The sequence below is a fragment of the Mesorhizobium sp. M1E.F.Ca.ET.045.02.1.1 genome (assembly GCF_003952485.1).
Lineage (GTDB): Bacteria > Pseudomonadota > Alphaproteobacteria > Rhizobiales > Rhizobiaceae > Mesorhizobium.
This window is the reverse complement of sequence record NZ_CP034447.1, coordinates 5,203,022-5,225,356: the sequence shown is the minus strand read 5'-3', so window position 1 is coordinate 5,225,356 and position 22,335 is coordinate 5,203,022. Positions and strand designations below refer to the sequence as shown.

The following is a 22,335-nucleotide window of genomic DNA, read 5'->3' as shown; positions in this document are numbered from 1 at the left end:
AACTGCCTGGACCAATCGACCAGGCTAAAGCCGTTGAAAGACAAAGAATGCCGAGCCCGAGGCACGTTTGCGCCTCGGGCCTGCCGTCGTTCGACTCAGCTTTGGAAGTAAGTCGGCTGGTCGATATCCGCGATCAGCCCTAGCTGGGTCGGCTCCCAACCCAGTTCCTGCCGGGTCAGCGCGCTCGAGGCCTCGTTGTCGATCGCCGAGAAATGCGCGAACCAGCCGAAATGTTCGGCGGATTCCTCCCGGCTTTTGCTGACCACCGGCACACCGAGTCTGCGGCCGATGACGCCGGCGATCTCGCGGAACGGCACGCCCTCCTCGGCGACGGCGTGGTAGCGCGCGCCGCCGCGGCCCTTTTCCAGCACCAGCCTGTAGAGCCTGGCGGCATCGAGCCGGTGCACGGCGGGCCAGCGGTTGAGACCCTCGTCCGTGTAGATCGAGGCACCCTTCTCGCGGGCAATGCCGATCAGGATCGGAACGAAGCCGTGATCGCCAACACCATGCACCGACGGCGGCAGGCGAATGATCGACACGCGCACGCCCTTCTCGGCCGCGGCATGGGCGGTCTGCTCCGAGACCCTCGGGATCGCTGGATTGGATGCAGGCGAAACGTCTTCGGTCGCGATGCGGCCGGGCCGGACCAGTCCGATGCCGGAAGTGACGATCAGCGGCCGGTCGGAGCCCGCAAGCTCCGTGCCCATCGCCTCGATGGCACGCCGGTCGGTTTCGCAGTTTTCCTTGAACTTCGAAAAATCGTGGTTGAAGCCGCTTCACCGCGTCGATACGGCCGCGACCGCAGCGCGGTTGCCGCTTGAGTTCAGGAGGTGCTCAGGCGGCCTTGGCCGCCCTGCCCTTGAGGCCGGCGATATCGACGGGCACCAGCACATCCTTGCCGGCCGAGGATTCGGGCAGAACATGCGCCCAGGTCAGGATCTCCATGCGGCCGTCGAAATGCTCGACCACCGCCGTGCAGCTTTCCACCCAGTCGCCGGTGTTGATGTACCGCACGTCGCCATAGTCCTCGATCGCGGCATGGTGGATGTGGCCGCAGATCACGCCGTCGACATGCGAGCGCCGCGCTTCCTCGGAGAGGACGGTCTGGAACGAGCCGATGAAGTTCACCGCCTTCTTGACCTTGACCTTGGCCCAGGACGAGAACGACCAGTAAGGCAGCCCGAGCAGGTGGCGCAGCTTGGTCACGACGCGATTGACCAGCATCGCCGCGTCATAGGCATAGTCGCCGAGATAGGCGAGCCAGCGCTGGTTGTGCACCACCGTGTCGAACTGGTCGCCATGGATGACGAGCAGCCGCCTGCCGTCGGCCGTCTCGTGGACCGCGCGGTCGGCAACGACGATGCCGCCGAAATGCACGCCCTGGAACTGGCGGGCGAATTCGTCGTGGTTGCCGGCGATGTAGGTGATCGAGGCGCCCTTGCGCGCTTTGCGCAGCAATTTCTGCACGACGTCGTTGTGGCTCTGCGGCCAATGCCAGCTACGCCGCAGGCGCCAGCCGTCGACGATGTCGCCGACCAGATAGATGGTATCGGCATCGTGGTAGCGCAGGAAATCGATCAGGAAATCGGCCTTGGCCGCCTTCGACCCGAGATGCACGTCGGAAATGAACATGGTTCGGAAAGTGCGGGGTTCTGGACCGGACATCGCGATTTCCACCTTTCTTTCGCGTGCCTATGCCTCGATTCATGCAACAACCGTATGACGGTTGCGGTTGGTCCAGCCCAGGCGCTAGCTTGCCGCCCTCGAAAAAGGAGAAATCACCATGGATCTCGGTATTCGCGGAAAGAAGGCCATCGTCTGCGCCTCGAGCAAGGGACTGGGGCGCGGCTGCGCGATTGCGCTCGCCGAAGCCGGCGTCGACCTCGTCGTCAATGGCCGCAACGCCGAGCTTTTGGCGAAAACTGCCGCGGAGATCCGCGAGAAATACGACGTCAAGGTGATCGAGATCGCCGGCGACGTCTCGAAGCCCGACGTGCAGGGGGCGATCCTCGCCGCCTGCCCCGACCCCGACATCCTGGTCAACAACAATGGCGGCCCGCCGCGGCGCGATTTCCGCGAGCTCGACCGCGGCAAGATCCTCGAAGGCGTGACGCAGAACATGGTGACGCCGATCGAGCTGATCCAGGCGGTCATAGACGGCATGGCAAAGCGCGGCTTCGGCCGCATCGTCAACATCACCTCGCTGTCGGTCTATGTGCCGATCCCTGGTCTCGACCTGTCGTCGGGCGCCCGCGCCGGCCTGACCTCTTTCCTTGCCGGCGTGGCGCGCACGGTGATCGACCGCAACGTGACCATCAACAGCCTCCTGCCCGGCAAGCACGACACCGACCGGCTGCGCGGCCCGGATGAGGCAGGCACGCCGGAAGACCCGGCCGCGGCGGCGGCGCGCAAGGCCCGCATCAGCGCCGATGTGCCGGCCAAGCGCCTCGGCACGCCGGAGGAATTCGGCCAGATCTGCGCCTTCTTGTGCTCGGTCCATGCCGGCTACCTCACTGGCCAGAACATCCCGGTCGACGGAGGCCTCTACGTCAGCGCGTTCTGACTGAGTCAGCTCGCGGCCGCCGATAGAACTCGAGAGTCTTGTTACAACAGACTGAAATAACTCGATTATTTTAGCTTAAGCAATGAGAACGCCGATACCGTGATTTGGCGCCGCGAAGAATCGTCGCCGCATGTATCTGCCTGACGCAATTCCGGACGGAAAACCGTTTCACACTTTTCCTGGAATTGCTCTAAAAGGCTCGAAAGCAGGAAGCACAGGAGGGGCCGCGATGGACGGCGAGAGCAAGAAAACGGCCAGGTCGGACCTCGACGAGGCCGCGCTCTTCTTCCACAAGTACCCCACGCCCGGAAAGCTCGAAATCCAGGCGACGAAGCCGCTCGGCAACCAGCGCGATCTCGCGCTTGCCTATTCGCCTGGCGTCGCCGCGCCCTGCCTCGAGATCCGCGACGACCCGGCGACCGCCGCCGACTACACGGCGCGCGCCAATCTCGTCGGCGTCGTCTCCAACGGCTCGGCGGTGCTCGGCCTCGGTAATATCGGCCCGCTCGCCTCCAAGCCGGTCATGGAAGGCAAGGCGGTGTTGTTCAAGAAGTTCGCCGGCATCGACGTCTTCGACATCGAGATCGACGCGCCTGAAATCGAGCGCATGGTCGAGACGGTGGCCGCGCTCGAGCCGACCTTCGGCGGCATCAATCTCGAAGACATCAAGGCTCCCGAATGTTTCGAGGTCGAGGAGCGGCTGAAGGCCCGCATGGGGATTCCGGTCTTCCATGACGACCAGCATGGCACGGCGATCATTGTCGCGGCGGCGGTGCTCAACGGGCTCGAATTCGCCGGCAAGACGATTGCCGACATCAAGATCGTCACCTCCGGTGCCGGTGCCGCGGCGCTCGCTTGCCTCAACCTCCTGGTCTCGCTCGGCGCCAAGGTCGAAAACATCTGGGTCACCGACCGCTTCGGCGTCGCCTGGAAGGGCCGCGCCGAGGAGATGGACCGCTGGAAAGACCCCTATGTGAAGGATACGCAGGCGCGCACGCTGGCCGACGTCATCCCCGGCGCCGATGTCTTCCTCGGCCTCTCCGCTGCCGGCGTGCTGAAGCCTGAACTCCTGCAGCACATGGCGCCGAAGCCGCTGATCCTGGCGCTCGCCAACCCGACGCCGGAGATCATGCCGGAAGTGGCGAGGGCGGCGCGGCCGGACGCGATGATCTGCACCGGGCGTTCCGATTTTCCCAATCAAGTCAACAACGTGCTCTGCTTTCCTTACATCTTCCGCGGCGCGCTGGACTGTGGCGCCAGCGCCATCAACGAGGAGATGAAGATGGCCGCCGTGCGGGCAATCGCCGCCCTCGCCCGCGAAGAGCCCTCGGACGTCGCGGCGCGCGCCTATTCCGGCGAGACGCCGGTGTTCGGCCCGGATTTCCTGATCCCCTCGCCCTTCGACCCGCGCCTCATCCTGCGCATCGCGCCGGCGGTCGCGAAAGCCGCCTGCGATACCGGGGTGGCGACACGGCCGATCGCAGACTTCGCGGCCTATATCGACAAGCTCAACCGCTTCGTCTTCCGCTCCGGCCTGGTGATGAAGCCGGTCTTTTCTTCGGCCAAAGCCTCCAGCGCCAAGCGCGTCATCTATGCCGACGGCGAAGACGAGCGCGTGCTGCGCGCCGCGCAGGTGGTGCTGGAGGAAGGTATCGCCGAGCCTATCCTGATCGGCCGCCCGCATGTCGTGGAGGTTCGACTGAAGCGCTACGGGCTGCGCATCCGGCCGGGCGTCGATTTCGGCCTGATCAACCCGGAAGACGATCCGCGTTACCGCCACTATGTCGATCTGCTGATAGAACTCGCCGGCCGACGCGGCATTACGACGGAAGCCGCCCGCACCATGGTGCGCACCAACAATACGGTGATCGCGGCGCTCGCGCTGAAGCGTGGCGATGCGGATGCGATGGTCTGCGGGCTCGAAGGCCGCTTCGAGCGGCATCTGCGCAATGTCGCGCTGATCATCGGGCCGCGCCCCGGCGTCAAGGACCACGACCTGTCGACGCTCTCGATGCTGATTTCGCAGCGCGGCATCATTTTCCTGACCGACACCTATGTCACCATCGATCCGACGGCCGAGGAGATCGCCGAGATGACCGTCCTGGCGGCCGAGGAGATCAGGCGTTTCGGCATGGAACCCAAGGCCGCCCTGCTCTCGTTCTCGGATTTCGGTTCGCGCGACGCGCCGACCGCGCTCAAAATGCGGGAGGCCGCGGCGATCCTGGCGCGCATCGCGCCCGACCTGCAATGCGACGGCGAGATGCATGCCGATACAGCGCTGTCGGAACATCTGCGCCAGCGCGTCTATCCGCATTCGCGGCTGAAGGGTGAAGCCAATCTGCTGGTGTTCCCGAACCTCGATTCGGCAAACATCACGCTGACGGCGCTGCGCGCCATGATGGACGCGCTGCATGTGGGGCCGATCCTGCTCGGCACCGACAAGCCGGCGCATATCCTGACGCCTTCGGTGACCTCGCGCGGCGTGGTCAACATGACGGCTTTGGCGGTGGTCGAGGCGGCGCACAAGGCGCAGGCGATCGCCGATCTGGGTTGAGGACGCTCTGGCCGTAAACACCGATGATGCTTCATTGTAAGGTGGTTGCGGCCATCACGGCCTCACTGCCACGCTTCGACGTTCAAGCGCGAAAGACGAATGGGCAGATGCGAGGGTTGAATGAGCTTCGAACTAGCCATGCTCGCCGCAAGTTGCGTGCTCTGTTTCATTCACATCGTTCTCGCCTCGCATTCGGCGAGCTTCCAGCGAGGTTACCGCTGGACGGCCAGCGCCCGAGACGCCGAAGTCCCTCCGCTCACAGGTGTGGCAGGGCGCCTGGAAAGGGCACTGCGAAACTTCGTCGAGACATTTCCGGTGTTCGTGGCGGCGGTTTTTCTTGTTCACGCGGCTGCCCACGAGACCGCGCTCAGCAAGTGGGGAGCCGGACTCTATTTTTCGGCCAGGCTGGTCTATCTTCCGCTCTATGCATTCGGCGTTCCCCTGCTCCGCTCGCTCGTTTGGAACGTTTCGTTTGTTGGAATCGTTCTGCTTTTGCTGGCATCGGTGTGGCCCGACCTGCCTTTACTAGGGAACAGTTAACCACGAACACGGTAGCCTTCCGGCCACGGCAATCGGGGTTTCTGGCGGATGAAAGGATTGAAGCTGACGCATCTCGCGGCGCTGCTTGCGGCGCTGGCGGCGTCGGCTGTCGCCGTGACCGAGCCGCAGGCGGCCTCCCGCATGTGCCGCCAGCTCGAAGCCGAGCTTGCCGCCGCGCGCGGCGGTGGCGGCGAACCGGGCCTGATCCGCAAATATGACGACGCGATCGCGCGACAGCGCGAGCAGCTGGCGAAGGCGCGAAGCCGCGCCAGCGACGCCAATTGCGGCTTTACTCTGTTTTCGCGCAATGTCAGCCAATGCGCGGCGATCAATGCCTCGATAGAGCGCATGAACGCCAATCTCGACACCTTGCAGGCCAAGCGAGAGCGGCTGGCCGGCGGCGGCACGCGGCGCGACCGCAGCCGTATTCTTGCGGCGCTTGATGCCAATGGCTGCCGCGGCGACGAGGTCGCGCCGCGGCGCACGCCGATCGAAGAGGCTGCCCGCAACAATGGCGGCGGCAATCTTTTCGAGCAGCTTTTCGGCCGCGGCGATCAGGAGATCGAAACGCTCGACACGCCTGGAGTGGCCGATGCTCCGCCGGACGACCCCAGCGTCCGCAACATCCGCCGCGTCATAAACCAGCCGGACGGCATGGACCTGCCGAGGCAGAGCGGCGAGTTCCGCACGGTTTGCGTGCGCACCTGCGACGGCTATTTCTTCCCGATGTCGAACGCTGCCTCTTACGGCGATTTCGAACGCGATCAGAAGAATTGCGAATCGAGCTGCCCCGGCACCGAGATGCAGGTCTTCTACGCGCAAGGCATGGAAGATGATGCCGGCAACATGACCTCGTCGGTGACCGGCCAACCTTACAGCGAGCTGCCGACCGCCTATCTCTACAAGCAGGCCAACTACTCGCGGCCGCCGCAATGCGGCTGCAATGCCCAGGCCGGCAATTTTTCGATCATCGCCGGCAATCCGCCCAATCCCGAGCAGTCGCAGCCGGACAGCGAGGCGACGCCCTTCATGCCGGTGCCGGCCTCGAAGCCCGATCCCGGCGCCGACCCCGAAACGCTTGCCAATGCCGAAGGCGGGCTTGACCGCGAGGCGATCAAGCGCCTGACCACCAAGGCGCCGGTGTCGCCGGTTTCGGCTTTGCCGCCGGAACAGCGCAAGGTCAGGGTCGTCGGGCCAGCGTTCCTTCCCGACCCATCAGCGGCAATAGATCTGAAAGCTCAGGCCCAGAAGTCTGCCCAGTAAGCGCCAGCCTCAGAGGCATGAACAGCGGCTTGCCCTTGCGGCCCGTCGCTTCCTTGATCTTGCCGGTCCAGTCCTTCCAGACCGTGCCGTTCCAAGGCTCCTCAGGCAGAAGGTCGAAGGCTTGGTGGAGGAATTCGCGATCCTCGCTGGAAAATTCCGCCGGCTCTTGCGGACCGTCGGCGAGGATGCGCCACCAAGCGACCGCGTCGGACAAGCGGTCGATGTTGCCACGCACCGCCAGCCAGAAGCGCTCCGCGTCGTCGCCGGAAATGCCGAGCACCATCAGCCGGTCCCGCGCCTCGTCGAACGGCATGTGATGCATGAGGGCCCGGTTGAGCACGAAGAGCTCGTCGGGGTCGAACTTGGCGGCGGATTTGGACGTCGCGGCCGGGTCGAAATGGCCGGCGAGCTCGTTGAGGTCGTGCGTGGCCGTGACGTTTTCCGACGTGCCGACGAGCACGGCGAGCGAGGCGACCGCCATCGGCTCGATGCCGTCCTCGCGCAGGCTTTCGATCGACAGCGCGCCGGTGCGCTTCGACAGCCCCTCGCCCGAAACGGTGGTCAGGAGATTGTGATGGCCGAAGACCGGCGACTCGGCGCCGAGGGCCTGGAACAAGGCAATCTGCACACCGGTGTTGGTCACATGGTCGTCGCCGCGGATCACGTGAGTGACGCCCATCTCGATGTCGTCGACCACGGAAGGCAGGGTGTAGAGATAGGTGCCGTCCTCGCGCACCAGGACGGGGTCCGACAGCGAGGCGAGATCGACGGTCTCCTCGCCGCGCACAAGATCGTTCCAGTGCACCTCGGTCCGCTCCGGCTGCAGCGGATCGGTGGTGAAGTTCGGCAAAAGAAACCGCCAGTGCGGCCGGCGCCCGTCGGACTCGTATTCGGCCACCTGCTCCGGCGTCAGCGTCAGCGCCTCGCGGCCATAGACCGGCGGCTGGCCGCGCGTGCGGCGCACCTTGCGGCGCAGGTCGAGCTCCTCGGGCGTTTCGTAGCAGGCGTAAAGCACGCGCGCCGCCTTCAGCCGCTCCACCGCCGCATCGTAGATCTCGACGCGCCGCGATTGGTATTCGGTGGCGTCCGGGAAAATGCCCAGCCAATGCAGGTCATAGAGGATGGAATCGGCGAATTCCTGCGTCGAGCGGGCAACGTCGGTATCGTCGAAGCGCTGGATGTAGCGGCCCTTGTTGTTCATGGCGAACAGCCAATTGAACAGCGCGGTGCGCGCATTGCCGATATGGATGCGGCCGGTCGGCGACGGGGCGAAACGGACGGTAACTGTCATGAGCGGGGCGTAACGAATGCTTTTACGGTTGACAAGACACGCCCCCGCGCAAGGGCAACAGATAGTGCAAGCCACCTAAAATGAAAAGCCTGCCGGTCGGACGTCAGCGGTTACGGGCCTGCGCGACGCCAGCCCAGCCGCTCCTCGATCCGCTTGGCGCTCTGCCTGACCAGCGAAGTCAAATCGGGATCTTTTTGCCTGACCTTCACATCCGGCACGACGATCGAAATTGTCGCCCGGCACGCTCCGAGATTGTCGCGGATCGGCGCCGCGATGCAGGCGACCGAAAAGTCCGACTCGCCGGCCTGGATCGCAAGCCCCTGGGACAGCGCCGCCGCCGATGCCTGGGCCAGCACGTGCTTGTCCGTTTCGGCGCGTCCCGTCGGCGAAGCGGTCGCCGAGCGGGCAAAAATGGCAAGACGTTCTTCCTCCGGCAGGTGACCGACCAGCAGCCGGCCAGATGCCGTCCAGTTGAGCGGCGTGCGCGTGCCAACGCGCGACGTCACCTGGAAATGATCCTTGCCCTCCTCCATGGCGAAAACGACCATATAGTCGCCGTCGCGACCGCATATCTGGATGGTTTCTTTCGAACTCTGGGCGAGTTCGTGCATTTCCTGCGTCGCGACATTGAGCAGGTCGAGCGTGCGGGCGTAGGTCAGCCCGTACTGATAAAGCCTCGGCCCGAGCCACAGCAGGCCGCCATCCTTGCGATCGAGAAGCTCCTTCTCGACCATGTCGTCGACGATAACATAGACGGTCGACAGCGGCGCGCCGATGTCGCGCGCGATCTCATACGCGGTCGCCGGGCGCCCCCGCCGCTGCAGGCAGTCCAATATCTGCAGCACGCGGTCGATGCCGCTGGTGCGCGACCGGCGCGGTTCGGCGGCTATCTCAGTGCGGCTCAGGTCCTGATCTCTCACGTTGGCTGTCATGTGGTCTCAAATGTTGATCGCGATGATCTAAAGGACAGCACCCGGGTGGCGGTCAACCCGATTTGGATCAGACAGTCTTTCATTGTGGCGAATACACGCCACATGGTGTCCGCCACCAATATGCTCGACCGGCGGAACGGCTTGCGCGCAGGCGGCGATGGCTTCGGGGCATCGTGTGCGAAAGACGCAGCCGGACGGCGGCGCGATCGGGCTCGGAATATCACCATGCAAGGGCGTATGCGTGCGACGCCGCGTCGGGTCGGGCACCGGCGCCGTGGCGAGCAGGGCCCTGGTGTAGGGATGGCGCGGCGCTGCATAGACAAGCCGGCTCGGCCCACGCTCCATGACGCGGCCGAGATACATGACCACCACTTCGTCGCAGAGATATTCGACCACCGACAGGTCGTGCGCGATAAACAGAAACGTCAGCCCGAGCTTTTTTTGCAGGTCGCCGAACAGATTGAGCACCTGTGCCTGAACGGAGACATCGAGCGCCGAAACCGGTTCGTCGGCGACGATGAATTGCGGCTCGACCGCAAGCGCGCGCGCAATGCCGATGCGCTGGCGCTGGCCGCCGGAGAACTCGTGCGGGTACCGGCCAGCATGTTCGGGCGACAGGCCGACCAGCGTCAGCAATTCGCCGACGCGCTCGGCGCGCCGTTTGCCACGAGCATAGCCGGCCGCGTCGAGCGCCTCGCCGATGATGCCGCCGATCCGCATGCGCGGATTGAGGCTCGAAAACGGATCCTGGAAAACGATCTGCAGCTTTTGCCGGTAGCCGCGCATCTCGCGCTGCGACAGCGAAAACAGGTCGACGCCGTCGAACAACGCCTTGCCTCCGGTCGGCTCGACCAGCCGCAGCAAGGCGCGGCCGGCGGTGGTCTTGCCGGATCCTGACTCGCCGACGAGGCCAACCGTCGAGCCGCGCCGAACGTCGAAGCTGACGTCCTCGACGGCATGAACGATACGACCGCCTCTGGCCGGGAAATGCTTGGTCAGTCCCTGCACGCTGAGCAGCGGCCGCACCTCTTCTGATATGACGGATGCGGTGCTCATAGCTCGGCGCTCCGGATGCAGCGGGACGCGCCATGCGGGCCGGCCGGCACCAACGGCGGCGGCGCGGCCCTGCAAGGCGTGATGGCGAAATCGCAACGCGGCTCGAAGGCGCAGCCAGGCGGCAGGTTGGTGATCGGCGGCACGCTGCCCGGGATCGAATGCAGCGCGCGGCGCTGCCCGGCGGCGTCGATGTCGCGGGCGGCGTTCGGCGTGCAGGCGAGCAGGCCCCTGGTGTAGGGGTGACGCTGATGCGCGAAGAGATCATTGACTGGCGCCTGCTCGACGACGCGGCCGCCATACATGACGACGACATCATGGGCGATTTCGGCCACGACGCCGAGATTGTGGGTGATGAACAGGATCGACATGCCCATCTCGGCCTGAAGCCGGCGCAACAGATCGAGGATCTGCGCCTGGATGGTGACGTCGAGCGCCGTCGTCGGCTCATCGGCGATCAAGAGCGACGGGCTGCAGGACAGCGCCATGGCGATCATCACCCGCTGCCGCATGCCCCCCGACATCTGGTGCGGATAGTCGTCCAAGCGCGATTCCGCATCCGGGATCTCGACATGCTTCAGCATGGCTAAAGCGCGCCTGCGCGCCTCACGGCGATCGACGGGCTCATGCAGCGCGATCATTTCGCCGATCTGGTCGCCGACCGTGAACAGCGGATTGAGGCTGGTCATCGGTTCCTGGAAGATCATCGCGATTTCGCTGCCGCGCAGTTTGCGGAACTGCCGCTGGCTGAAGCCGGCGAGATCGTGGACGCGCTCCTGCCGGTCGCGAAACAGGATGCTGCCGCCGGCGATCGCTCCAGGCCGCGACAAAAGCCCCATGATGGAGAGGCTGGTAACGGACTTGCCGGAGCCGGATTCGCCGACCACCGCGAGCGTCCTGCCCCGCTTGAGATCGAAGGTCACGCCATCGACCGCCTTCGCCGTCACCCGGCGCGTCACGAACCAGGTCTTGAGATCGCGGACCGAAAGGATGACGTCGCTGGCTAAAGGCCCGCTCATGACTTCCACCCGCAATGCGGACAGGCGTGCGAACTGCCCTCGCCTTCCGCCGGCACGTGGCGATGCGCGGCCACGGCCTCAGCGCCGAGGATGGCATGGCGCGGCTCGAACAGCCGATGCAATGTGCTCGACGCGCCTTGTGAATCGCGCACCGTGAGATCGGCGTCGACGACGTCGAACAGCGTGAACTCCGCCGGCTTGCCTTTCTCCAGCAGCCTTTCGGTCGGCAGGCGGATGGCGCGGCGTGGCGTCGTGGTCGAGGCCGCCACCACGTCCTCGAATTTCATGCCGAGCGACAACAGCTTGGACATGGTCGTGGCCATGTCCCAGACCGAGCCGTCGAGCGATCGATTGTGGAGATCGGTCGAGATCGTCGCCGGCGGCAGGCCGCGTTCAAGCGCGGCCTTGGCGACGTCGAAGGAGAAGGACGCGCCGCCGTGGCCGACGTCGAGCACGATACCGCGCGCCGCCGCCTGCTCGGCAAGCCGGTAGAGGTCGTCGTCCTCGATGATCGAGCCGCCGGCCTTGCCGTTGAAGCAGTGGGTGACGATGTCCCCCTCGCTCAAGAGGCCGAGCACGTCGTCGTAGAGCGGCGGCGGCTCGCCAACATGCACCATGATCGGCAGTTTCAGGATGCGGCCGAGCTTCTTGGCGAGCCGCACCGGCGTCAGGTCCCAGGCCCCGGTGATGACATGGCTGGCGCGGACTTTCAGCCCGACGATGACATCGCGGTTGGCCTCGACCGTGGCGATGGTCCGGTCGAAATCGATCGAGCGCATGTCGATCAGCTCGCTGACGCGGTTGCAGGCGACAAGACCGATCGAGCCGATGTTCAGGAAGGCGTAGACGTTCTCTCTTGCCGGCTCGATGATGAACTCGCGAAAGCCGTGGAAATTCGCCTCGCCGGCGGAGCCGGCGTCGACCATCGTGGTGACGCCGCGCGTCGCGCCGCATTGCCCGGGGCGCAGCGAAATGTCGGTGCCGCCATACCAGACATGGACATGCAGGTCAGTCCAGCCCGGCGACAGGAACGCGCCCTTGGCGTCGACGACCTCGATGCGATCACCGGCGGCGATTGCCGATGAGGTCTCGGCGATACGGCCCTGCTCGTCGATCATGACATCGATCGGCTGACCGACGCCGTCGCCGAACCCGACAGGTCTGGCGCTCCTGATCAGCAGCGGTCGCTCGGCCTTGGGGAAGCGATTGGCAAACATCAGATATCCTTGGCGAGACGTGGATCGAGAAGATCGCGCAGCCCGTCGCCGAGGAGCTGCAGCGACAGCACCGTCACGACGATTGCCGCACCGGGAAACATCATCACCCAGGGTGCCTGGTCCATGTATTGGCGGCCGGTGGCGATCATCGTGCCCCAGGTTGGAATGTCGGGCGAAATGCCGACGCCGAGGAAGGACAGGCCGGCCTCCGCCAGGATGGCGTTGGCGAAGATGAAGGTGCCCTGCACCAGGAGCGGCGAGGTGACGTTGCGCAGCACGTGGCGGATCAGGATGATCGGCGTCGGCACGCCAAGCGCCCGCGCCGCCTCCACATAAGGCAGTTCGCGGATGACCAGCGTCGAGGCCCGCACGACCCGGGCGATCCTGGGCGCATAGACCACGCCGAGCGCCACCACGACATTGGTCGCGGTCGCGCCGAGTGCGGCGACCAATGCAATCGCCAGCAGGATATCCGGGAACGCCATCATGGCATCGATCAGCCGCGACACCGGTGTGTCGAGGCGTTTGAAGTAGCCCGCCGTCAGCCCGAGAATCGTGCCGATGATCGATGAGAGGATGACCACGGCGAAGCCGACGCTGAGCGAGGTACGCGCGGCATAGAGCATGCGCGTGAACACGTCGCGGCCGAGATCGTCGGTACCGAACAGATGATCGAGGCTTGGCGGATGCAGCCGGCTGGCGATCGAGAGTTTCGACGGCGCATAGGGCGCGATGACGGGCGCCAGGATTGCGGCGAGCACGATGATGACCAGCACGGTCAGGCCGACGGCCGATGTCGGTCGGCCTATCAGCCGCGACAGGATGTTGGGTTCGGAATGGAGCGGGACGGAGATCGCGGCCATCAGTAGCGAACCCTTGGGTCGACGACGAGGTAGAGCATGTCGATTGCGAAATTGACCAGCACGTAGAGGCCGGCAATGACCAGCAGCGCGCTCTGGATGACCGGATAGTCGCGCCGCAGCACCGCCGACACGACCAGGCTGCCGACACCCGGCAGGCCGAACACCGTTTCGGTGACCACGGCCCCTGAGATCAGCAGCGCGGCGGTAAGCCCGATGACCGTGATGATCGGGATCAGCGCGTTCCTGAAGGCGTGCTTCAGCACCACGCGCCATTCGCTCATGCCTTTCGAACGCGCGGTGCGCACATAGTCGTCGTTGAGCACGTCGAGCATCGAGGCGCGGGTGAAGCGCGTGATCAGCGCCGAGCTGACGAGGCCGAGCGCCAGCGCCGGCAGCGCGAGATGGTTCAGCCTGACGGCGAAGGATGCGCCCGGCCCGCCATAGCCGGACGTGTCGAACCAGCCGAGCCTGACGGCGAAGAACTGGATGAACAATAGGCCCAGCCAGAAGCTCGGCACGCTGGCCGCGAACATGGCGACGGCCGTCGTCGCCTGGTCGAAGATCGAGCCGCGCTTGTAGGCGGCCAGGATGCCGACAGGCAAGGCGATCAGCGTTGCGATCAGCAGCGAGAACACCGTGAGGAAGAAGGTCGGCTCGGCGCGCTGGGCGAGCGCCGTCGTGACCGGCTCGTTGAGGAAGATCGACTGGCCGAAATCGCCCTGGACGAGACCGAGGACGTAACGCCCGAATTGCTCCGGGATCGAGCCATCGAGGCCGAGCCTGGAGCGCAGCGCGGCGATATCGGCGGCGGAAGCATCCGGGCCGAGCATCACGGCGGCCGGATCGCCGGGCGTCACCCGCACGATGATAAAGACGATGGTGACGACCAGCGCCATCACGACGATCATGCCGAGAAGCCTGTTGAGGATCGAGCGCAGCATCGGCGGTCAGCCTGTCTTCGGTGATCTATCGAATGTTCTCGGGTGCCGACCGAGAACGGCCGGCACCCTGTTTGCCTGCCCCGGTTGCGCAGGGGACAGGCGGGAGGAACCTACTTGCCTTCGAGATAGGCGTTCCAGAAATACGGCCATGGCGCCGGCGTCACGCCCTTGAGCGTCGGCGCCTGGGCGGCCAAGGCGTTGAAGTCGCCGATCTTGACCGCCGGAACCTCGTCGAGCACCGCCTTCTGGACATCCGCGAACAGTTGGACGCGCTTGGCTGGATCGGGCTCGGCATTGAAGGCGTCGAGCACCTTGTGCTTGCGGTCCGAGACCCACCATCCGGGCGAAGAGTCCGACATGATGCCGGTCAGCGACGGCTCGGGCAGGAACGGGCTGTGGGTGATGTAGATGTCCCAAAGCGCCGGATCGGTGCGGTTCTTGGTCAGCGTCGCCCACTCGACGACGTCGAGCTGGACCTGGAAGCCGGCGGCCTTGAGATATTCCGCCGCGACCTGCGCCATCTTGTAGTGGAACTCGTACTGGCGGCTGGTGAGGATGCGCAGCGGCTTGCCGTCATAGCCGGCTTCCTTCAGCAGGGTTGCCGCGGCTTCGGTGTCGCCGTCGGGTTTGTAGGCTTCGGTCCCGGCATCGGTATGCCAGGCATAGCCTTCCGGATAGAGCGCGCCGTCGGCGGCGAAGAAATCCTTGGAGCCGAAGGCGGCGAGCAGCATGTCGTTGGGCGCAAGCGCTGCCTGGATCGCCTTGCGGATGCGGATGTCGCTGTTCGGCCCATGTTTGGTATTCAGCACGAAAACCGGCCAGCCGAACGGTTTCAGCATGACCGGCGCGGTCTTGCCGCCGGAGACCTTGTCGAAGGATTCCACGGGAAGCGAATCGACGTAGGCGAACTGGCCGGCGACCGCTCCTTCCACGCGGGTGTTGGCGTCGGGAACCGGCACGAAACGGATTTCGTCGAGATACTGTTTTCTGGCGCCGCCATAGCCGTTCGGCTCGCCGTCGCGCGATTTATAGCCGTCGAAACGGGCAAGCTGGATGAACTGATCGGGCTTGCGGTCCTTCAGCATATAGGGACCGGTGCCGACGAAGCTGGTCAGCGGATCCTGCTTGGCATTCTCGGAAGGAATGATGATGGCCGCGGCATTGTTCAGCGACAAAAGCGCGAGCAGCGGCGCGAAGGGCTTCTTGAGAGTGATCTTGACCGTGTCGTCGTCGACCGGCTCGACCGAAGCGATCACCTCGGCGGCCTGCTTGCCGCGGGTGGCGATCTTCATCCAGCGCTGCAACGATGCCACGACGTCGGCGGAATTCATGTCGCTGCCGTCATGGAACTTCACGCCGGTCCTCAGCTTGATCGCGTAGACGAGGCCATCGGGCGAAATCTGCGGCATGTCGGCGGCGAGAAGCGGGGTGATGCCCCAGTCCTTATCGAAGGTGTAAAGCGTCTCGTAGATGTGCTGGGTGACGATGCCGACGAGGTCGGCCGTGGACGCCATCGGATCGAGTGTCGGCGGCTCGCCGATCGTGGCCACGTCGATAACACCGCCTTTGGCCGGCTCTGCCCACGCTGTGCCCGTTGCCGAAAGCACAAGCGCCGCCAGCGAAGCCGCAATTTTCACGAAGCGCTTCATCTTGGTTCCCTTCTTATATTCCATATTTATGGAATTTATATCTTAGTTACGGACTAATAAGTGCATTGGGATACCGATGCGTCAAGCTCTTTTGGTATCTGGAGCGGCGCGCGCCGAAACACGGATCGAGCTCTCGGCGGACCGAGGCACAATGAGATGTTCGCCTTTTCCGGGTGCTCGGAAACAGTCACGATCCGAGGCGCGGAGCGGCTTTCAACCAAGCCAAGGCGAATTCCGCGCCGACGGTTTTCTGTCCCCGTTATCCACATATGTGACACACAACATATTGGGGTCACAAAACCTACAAAAACGAATCCTTGACGGTTCCAAACGAGTCGCTCTTTATAGGCCATGCGCTCCTGTTGCGGGCGTGACCGGAGTGTTCAGAGGCCGGTCTTTTTTCCCGGATTTTGTGCGTTTTGCCCGCATTTCCGCCTGTTCACGAGGCCGGCGGAAGCGTTGGGAATGTTGGGGCTTGGGTGGGCGAAAGGGAGAATTGTCGGCCTGGAAAAAATGATCTGTTAACACTATATTTAGTGTTTGCAGGCAGGCTCGACCCTAGATAGTGTGAACCTCCCTCGAACGAGGGAATCGACAAAAGTTTCAGTTTAGGGACCCGCGGGGGTCGGTCTGCAGCCCAGGCGAACACCTGGCAAGGCGTTATGCTGTCTGCAAGCCGGCACCTGCGACGAGGAGAGTGCCGGCGTCGCCCGCGATGCCGGCAAACGGCGGACTGCGCTTTTCGCCTTGAGGGCAGAAAACCCTGGGGAAAAGCGCTATATATAGACAAAAGGGACCGGACCAATGCGCATCGAGCGTCGCTTCACCAAGCCAGACCAGTCAGCCTATGCGGAGATCGAATTCCGCAAGGCCCTGTCGGAGATCAAGAATCCCGACGGCTCTGTGGTGTTCCGCCTGGATAACATCGATGTGCCGGCCCAATTCAGCCAGGTCGCGGCCGACATCCTGGCCCAAAAATATTTCCGCAAGGCCGGCGTGCCGGCGCGCCTGAAAAAGGTCGAGGAGAACGACGTCCCCTCCTTCCTGTGGCGCTCGGTTGCCGACGAGGCCGAACTCGCCAAGCTGCCCGAGGCTGAGCGCTATGGTTCGGAAACCGACGCCCGCCAGGTCTTCGACCGTCTCTCCGGCACCTGGACCTACTGGGGATGGAAGGGCGGCTACTTCAAATCGGAAGAAGACGCGCGCGCCTTCCGCGACGAGCTCGCCTATATGCTCGCCACCCAGCGCGTTGCGCCGAACTCGCCGCAATGGTTCAACACCGGCCTGCACTGGGCCTATGGCATCGACGGTCCGAGCCAGGGCCACTTCTATGTCGACCCCTTCACCGGCAAGCTGACCAAGTCCAAGTCCGCCTACGAGCATCCGCAGCCGCATGCCTGCTTCATCCAGAGCGTGCAGGACGACCTCGTCAACGAGGGCGGCATCATGGACCTGTGGGTGCGTGAGGCGCGCCTGTTCAAATACGGTTCCGGCACCGGCTCGAACTTCTCGATGCTGCGCGGCGAAGGCGAAAAGCTGTCCGGCGGCGGCCGCTCGTCCGGCCTGATGAGCTTCCTCAAGATCGGCGACCGCGCGGCCGGCGCCATCAAGTCGGGCGGCACGACGCGCCGCGCGGCCAAGATGGTGATCGTCGACGCCGATCATCCCGATATCGAGGAATTCATCGACTGGAAGGTCAATGAGGAGCAGAAGGTCGCCTCGCTGGTGACCGGCTCGAAGATCGTCAAGAAGCACCTCGAAGCGATCATGAAGGCCTGCGTCAACTGCGAAGGCCATGACGACGACTGCTTCGACCCGGCTTTGAACACCGCGCTGAAGCGCGAGATCAAGGCGGCCAAGAAGGACGCCGTGCCGGAGAACTACATCTACCGCGTCATCCAGTTCGCCCGCCAGGGCTACACCTCGATGTCGTTCAAGACCTACGACACCGACTGGGATTCCGACGCCTATCTCACCGTCTCCGGCCAGAACTCCAACAATTCGGTGTCGCTGAAGGACAACTTCCTGCGCGCCGTCGAAGCCGATGGCGACTGGCAGCTCACCGCCCGCAAGGACGGCAAGGTGCTGAAGACGCTGAAGGCCAAGGACCTCTGGGAAAAGATCGGCTATGCCGCCTGGGCGTCGGCCGACCCCGGCCTGCACTTCAACACGACGATGAACGACTGGAACACCTGCGCGTCCGCCGGTGCGATCCGGGCCTCCAACCCGTGCTCGGAATACATGTTCCTCGACGACACGGCCTGCAACCTCGCCTCGATCAACCTCCTGCCCTACCGCAGAGAGGACGGCACGATCGACATCGCTGCCTACGAGCACACCGTCCGGCTGTGGACCGTCGTGCTCGAAATCTCGGTGATGATGGCGCAGTTCCCGTCGAAGGAGATCGCCAAGCTCTCCTATGAATACCGCACGCTCGGCCTCGGCTACGCCAATATCGGCGGCCTGCTGATGACCTCGGGCATTCCCTATGACTCCGACGAGGGCCGCGCCATCTGCGCCGCGCTCACCGCGATCATGACCGGCGTCGCCTACTCCACTTCGGCCGAGATGGCCTCCGAACTCGGCGCCTTCCCGGATTATGACCGCAACGCCCAGAACATGCTGCGCGTCATGCGCAACCACCGCCGCGCCGCTTACGGCGACAAGGCCGGCTACGAGAAGCTCGCCGTCAATCCGGTGCCGCTGGTTGCCTCCGATCTGAAGCAGCAGGCGCTGGCCGAGCATGCCCGCGCCGCCTGGGACCGCGCCATCGAGCTCGGCGAGGAGCATGGCTACCGCAACGCGCAGGCGACCGTGATCGCGCCGACCGGCACGATCGGCCTGGTCATGGACTGCGACACCACCGGCATCGAGCCCGACTTCGCGCTGGTGAAGTTCAAGAAGCTCGCCGGCGGCGGCTACTTCAAGATCATCAACCGCGCCGTGCCGGAGGCACTGAGGACGCTCGGCTATTCCGAAAGCCAGATCGCCGAGATCGAGGCATACGCCGTCGGCCACGGCAATCTCAACCAGGCGCCGGGCATCAACCCGCCCTCGCTGAAGGCCAAGGGCTTCACCGACGAGAAGATCGCCGCGCTGAATGCGGCGCTGAAGTCGGCCTTCGACATCAAGTTCGTGTTCAACCAGTGGACGCTGGGCGCCGACTGGGTGAAGGAGACGCTTGGCTTCACCGACGAGCAGCTCTCGGACGTCTCCTTCGAGATGCTGCCGGCTCTCGGCTTCTCGAAGAAGGACATCGACGCCGCCAACATCCATGTCTGCGGCGCCATGACGCTGGAAGGCGCGCCCTTCCTCAAGGCCGGGCATCTCGCAGTGTTCGACTGCGCCAGCCCCTGCGGCAAGATCGGCAAGCGCTCGCTGTCGATCCAGAGCCACATCCTGATGATGGCGGCGGCACAGCCATTCATCTCGGGCGCGATCTCCAAGACCATCAACATGCCGAACGAGGCGACGGTCGAGGACGCCAAGAACGCCTACATGCTGTCGTGGAAGCTGGCGCTGAAGGCCAATGCGCTCTATCGCGACGGCTCGAAGCTGTCGCAGCCGCTCAATGCCTCGCTGCTCGCCGATGACGACGAGGACGAGGACGAGGCGGTCGAGCAGTTCATCGCCGCCCCGGCCGCACAGCGCGCCGTGCAGGTGACGGAAAAGATCGTCGAGCGCGTGGTGGAACGCCTCTACCGCGACCGCGAGAAGCTGCCGAACCGCCGCAAGGGCTACACCCAGAAGGCGGTGGTGGGCGGCCACAAGGTCTATCTGCGCACCGGCGAGTTCGACGACGGCCGCCTGGGCGAGATCTTCATCGACATGCACAAGGAGGGTGCCGCCTTCCGCGCGATGATGAACAATTTCGCCATCGCGATCTCGCTCGGCCTGCAGTACGGCGTGCCGCTCGACGAATATGTCGAGGCCTTCACCTTCACCAAGTTCGAGCCGGCCGGTATGGTGCAGGGCAACGACGCGATCAAGAACGCGACGTCGATCCTCGACTACGTGTTCCGCGAGCTTGCCGTCTCCTATCTCGGCCGCCACGACCTCGCCCATGTCGACCAATCGGACTTCGACAAGACCGCACTTGGCCGCGGCATCACCGAAGGCAAGGCGACGCCCTTCTCCAAGGGCCTCTATCGCGGCGCCTCGCCGGTGAAGCTGGTGTCGGGCATCGGTAGCGAACCCAAGGGGCTTGGCGGCTCCGCCCCGACGACGGCCCCTGCCCGCGCCGCGCCCACCGCCTTCGCCGGTTCCAACGTGCTGGCGCTGAAGCCGGCGAGCGACGAGGCGCTTGCCTACAAGCGCGACTATGAGGAGCGCGCCAGGGAACTGGCCGAGGATATGCTGGAACAGGAAGCCGAAGCCGCCGGCGGCGCCGAAGCTTTATTCACCGACGCCGCCGCCAACGAAGCGGCCGAGGCAAAGAAGCTCGCCGCGACAAGGCGCCAGCAGTCGCTGCTCCAGGGCTACACTGGCAACGAATGCTCCGAGTGCCACAACTTCACCATGGTGCGGAACGGCACCTGCGAGAAGTGCGACACGTGTGGTTCGACGAGCGGGTGCAGCTGATATCTAAAACCTAGATGGTGCAACACTCAAAGTTTTGTACCTACAAGCCAATGTTTTGTACTTGGAGCGGCCAGACGGCCGCTCCTGATAAAGTCAGAAGGTAAGAAGCAACGGATCGTGAGAGAAATGCATCGGCTGCGGTGCAACGAGCGAAAGACGTTACGCGACGCACCGCCCCCCTCCTCCTGACGCGTCACTGAATCTCACTCAACGTCAAGGTAGATCGCTCATTCGACACACGAAGTCCGCTCACCCGGCCTGAATAGGTCGGGCGAACACTGAAACGAATGTTTCCGGGCACTAGGGTGCCCGGAAAGTGGTACGGCGAACAAAACGAGAATTGAGAGTATAGGTAGTGGGTGCCTATGGCTGACGCAGTGATTGCAAACTGGGACGGGCATGACTATCAGGCCCGATTCTTCTGGATACATGCTTCGGGTCTCCGCAATCCGGAGACACCCCATGTGGTCGAAGTTTCGTACGAGGCCGACGGCCCGAAAGGGTTCGACGACGTTGTCGTGCGATATAATCCTGGTATGGCCGGGCGTCGCTCGTTCAGAGTCGAGACCGCCCACCACCAGGTCAAATTTCATGTAAACCAAGTTGGGCGTTTCGGCTTCAGGGAGCTTGTGGAACCCGAGTTTATCGGCGCCAGCGCGATCTCTATCTTGCAGCGCCTGAAGGAAGCGGTGGCGAAAGCCCCACCCCGCTCGACGTTCACATTGGTCACGACAGATCGCGTCCGCGATGATGACCCGCTGTCCAAGCTTCTCAAAACGGCGGACAAGTCGCTGGACCTGGAAAAGCTCGCCGTAGGGAAAACAGAACTCAGCGAAATGGGTGAGGTCCGCGCTCTTTGGCGCAATCATCTCGAGCTGGAATCGGACGAAGAACTCTACGCGATCCTCGACACCTTCCATATCATGGAGGGGTATCATTCGCTGCAAGACATGCGTGAAAACGTCGACCTCAGATTCCAGGTCGTCGGTCTGGCACCCGGGGGTAACAGCCTCGAATTCAAGTTCGATGGTGCAGCCCGGGCACTCAAGGCGACTCAGCGAAATGTGCTTACCCGTGAGGCCTTCGAAGAGCTGTGCATCGAACAAGGCTGGGCGAGAACGACCCAGCCGGAGGATAGAAAGAACATTTCCATCCGTTCATTCACAGACGGTCCGACAGACTACCTCGATGCTCAGCCGGAAAACACGCTCTCGCTCGTGGACTTGTTCAACTTGCGGCATCTCAGGGAGGGAATCGACTGGAACACCGACGTCCGTTCTGCTGTCGAGGAGTTCCTCACGCGCGTTCGCCAGACGGACAAGGACATCCGTCTGTTCCTAGATAGCCATTCCTCGATTGCCTTCCTTGCAGGCGCGATGCTCGGCTTCAAGACCAGCACGCACGTCGAACTCAACCAGAAGGGACGAGGGCCGACCACCGTATGGCGGTCGGACGACGGGAAAGTCGGCCCGGCGGCCACAACCGAGGTGATTCCAGTCGGATCCGGCGACGAGATCGCTGTCGTGGTCAGCTTCTCGCGAAATGCATTGGCGGATGTCCAGGAATACATCAGGACGACCGCCCCGAGCATCGGGAGAATCCTGCACGTCGTCGCCGCAAACGGCCCGAGCCAGAAAGCGCTCGCTGGCGGAGAGCATGCAGCCGATCTCGCCGATCAGATCGCGGGTGCCGTGAAGGCGCTTCGCCCGCCGATCAGCGCGCGGCGGCACTTCTTCATAACGGCCCCGAATGCCTTCACATTCTTCATGGGCCAGCACCGCGACTCGATGGGTCCTGTGACGCTATACGAATTCGACTTCAAGAGCGCCGTGGACGGCAGCTACATCCCCTCTATCAGGATCGGTTGAA

General features: G+C 63.9%; 15 protein-coding genes and 1 pseudogene. 6 read left to right on the top strand and 10 right to left on the bottom strand.

All coding sequences use genetic code 11. From position 1 onward, the window contains the following. Nucleotides 1–95: 95 nt before the first annotated feature. Both EJ070_RS25125 and EJ070_RS25120 read right to left on the bottom strand, forming a co-directional pair. Nucleotides 96–773, bottom strand: a pseudogene (locus EJ070_RS25125) (SDR family oxidoreductase); the annotation flags it as partial. Nucleotides 774–834: 61 nt separating this feature from the next. Further along, nucleotides 835–1,665 carry a UDP-2,3-diacylglucosamine diphosphatase gene (locus EJ070_RS25120; protein ID WP_126093761.1) on the bottom strand — a complete coding sequence of 277 codons (831 nt, stop codon included), beginning with the start codon at nucleotides 1,663–1,665 and terminating at the stop codon, nucleotides 835–837. 118 nt (nucleotides 1,666–1,783) lie between these two features. Between EJ070_RS25120 and EJ070_RS25115 the strand changes: the two genes are divergently transcribed. The 4 genes from EJ070_RS25115 (at nucleotide 1,784) to EJ070_RS25100 (ending at nucleotide 6,920) form a co-directional block, all read left to right on the top strand. Next, complete coding sequence (locus EJ070_RS25115; protein WP_126093760.1) at nucleotides 1,784–2,563, top strand: SDR family oxidoreductase; 780 nt, start codon at nucleotides 1,784–1,786, stop codon at nucleotides 2,561–2,563. Nucleotides 2,564–2,792: 229 nt separating this feature from the next. Next, nucleotides 2,793–5,117 carry an NADP-dependent malic enzyme gene (locus tag EJ070_RS25110; protein ID WP_126093759.1) on the top strand — a complete coding sequence of 775 codons (2,325 nt, stop codon included), beginning with the start codon at nucleotides 2,793–2,795 and terminating at the stop codon, nucleotides 5,115–5,117. Between the two features lie 120 nt (nucleotides 5,118–5,237). Continuing rightward, nucleotides 5,238–5,657, top strand: a complete 420-nt coding sequence (locus EJ070_RS25105; protein WP_126093758.1) for an MAPEG family protein — start codon at nucleotides 5,238–5,240, stop codon at nucleotides 5,655–5,657. A 48-nt stretch (nucleotides 5,658–5,705) separates the two neighbouring features. Beyond that, the gene (locus tag EJ070_RS25100; protein WP_126093757.1) at nucleotides 5,706–6,920 is read left to right on the top strand and encodes a DUF2865 domain-containing protein; all 1,215 of its coding nucleotides are present in this window, start codon (nucleotides 5,706–5,708) and stop codon (nucleotides 6,918–6,920) included. Here EJ070_RS25100 and gltX read toward each other — a convergent pair. From gltX to EJ070_RS25060, 8 genes are all read right to left on the bottom strand, one after another. Then, a complete protein-coding gene (gltX, locus tag EJ070_RS25095; protein WP_126093756.1) occupies nucleotides 6,838–8,211 on the bottom strand; it encodes a glutamate--tRNA ligase in 1,374 nt (457 codons plus the stop codon). The genes EJ070_RS25100 and gltX overlap by 83 nt on opposite strands. Nucleotides 8,212–8,321: 110 nt before the next feature. Next, nucleotides 8,322–9,143, bottom strand: coding sequence for an IclR family transcriptional regulator (locus EJ070_RS25090; RefSeq protein ID WP_126093755.1), 822 nt, complete (start codon nucleotides 9,141–9,143; stop codon nucleotides 8,322–8,324). A 27-nt stretch (nucleotides 9,144–9,170) separates the two neighbouring features. Next, nucleotides 9,171–10,199, bottom strand: a complete 1,029-nt coding sequence (locus EJ070_RS25085) for an ABC transporter ATP-binding protein (RefSeq protein WP_126093754.1) — start codon at nucleotides 10,197–10,199, stop codon at nucleotides 9,171–9,173. Continuing rightward, the gene (locus EJ070_RS25080; RefSeq protein WP_126093753.1) at nucleotides 10,196–11,215 is read right to left on the bottom strand and encodes an ABC transporter ATP-binding protein; all 1,020 of its coding nucleotides are present in this window, start codon (nucleotides 11,213–11,215) and stop codon (nucleotides 10,196–10,198) included. The genes EJ070_RS25085 and EJ070_RS25080 overlap by 4 nt, the downstream gene beginning before the upstream one ends. Further along, entirely contained in the window at nucleotides 11,212–12,432 is a 1,221-nt protein-coding gene (locus EJ070_RS25075; protein WP_126093752.1) for an amidohydrolase/deacetylase family metallohydrolase, read from the bottom strand. The genes EJ070_RS25080 and EJ070_RS25075 overlap by 4 nt, the downstream gene beginning before the upstream one ends. Next, entirely contained in the window at nucleotides 12,432–13,295 is an 864-nt protein-coding gene (locus tag EJ070_RS25070; RefSeq protein WP_126093751.1) for an ABC transporter permease, read from the bottom strand. Before EJ070_RS25070 ends, EJ070_RS25075 begins: the two co-directional genes overlap by 1 nt. Then, entirely contained in the window at nucleotides 13,295–14,236 is a 942-nt protein-coding gene (locus tag EJ070_RS25065) for an ABC transporter permease (protein WP_126093750.1), read from the bottom strand. The genes EJ070_RS25070 and EJ070_RS25065 overlap by 1 nt, the downstream gene beginning before the upstream one ends. Before the next feature lie 110 nt (nucleotides 14,237–14,346). Beyond that, a complete protein-coding gene (locus EJ070_RS25060) occupies nucleotides 14,347–15,885 on the bottom strand; it encodes an ABC transporter substrate-binding protein (protein WP_126093749.1) in 1,539 nt (512 codons plus the stop codon). 804 nt (nucleotides 15,886–16,689) lie between these two features. Here EJ070_RS25060 and EJ070_RS25055 point away from each other — a divergent pair. Next, on the top strand, nucleotides 16,690–20,466 hold the full coding sequence (locus EJ070_RS25055; RefSeq protein WP_126093748.1) for a vitamin B12-dependent ribonucleotide reductase: 3,777 nt from the start codon (nucleotides 16,690–16,692) through the stop codon (nucleotides 20,464–20,466). A 365-nt stretch (nucleotides 20,467–20,831) separates the two neighbouring features. Beyond that, entirely contained in the window at nucleotides 20,832–22,334 is a 1,503-nt protein-coding gene (locus EJ070_RS25050) for an SAVED domain-containing protein (protein ID WP_126093747.1), read from the top strand. Nucleotide 22,335 lies beyond the last annotated feature (1 nt).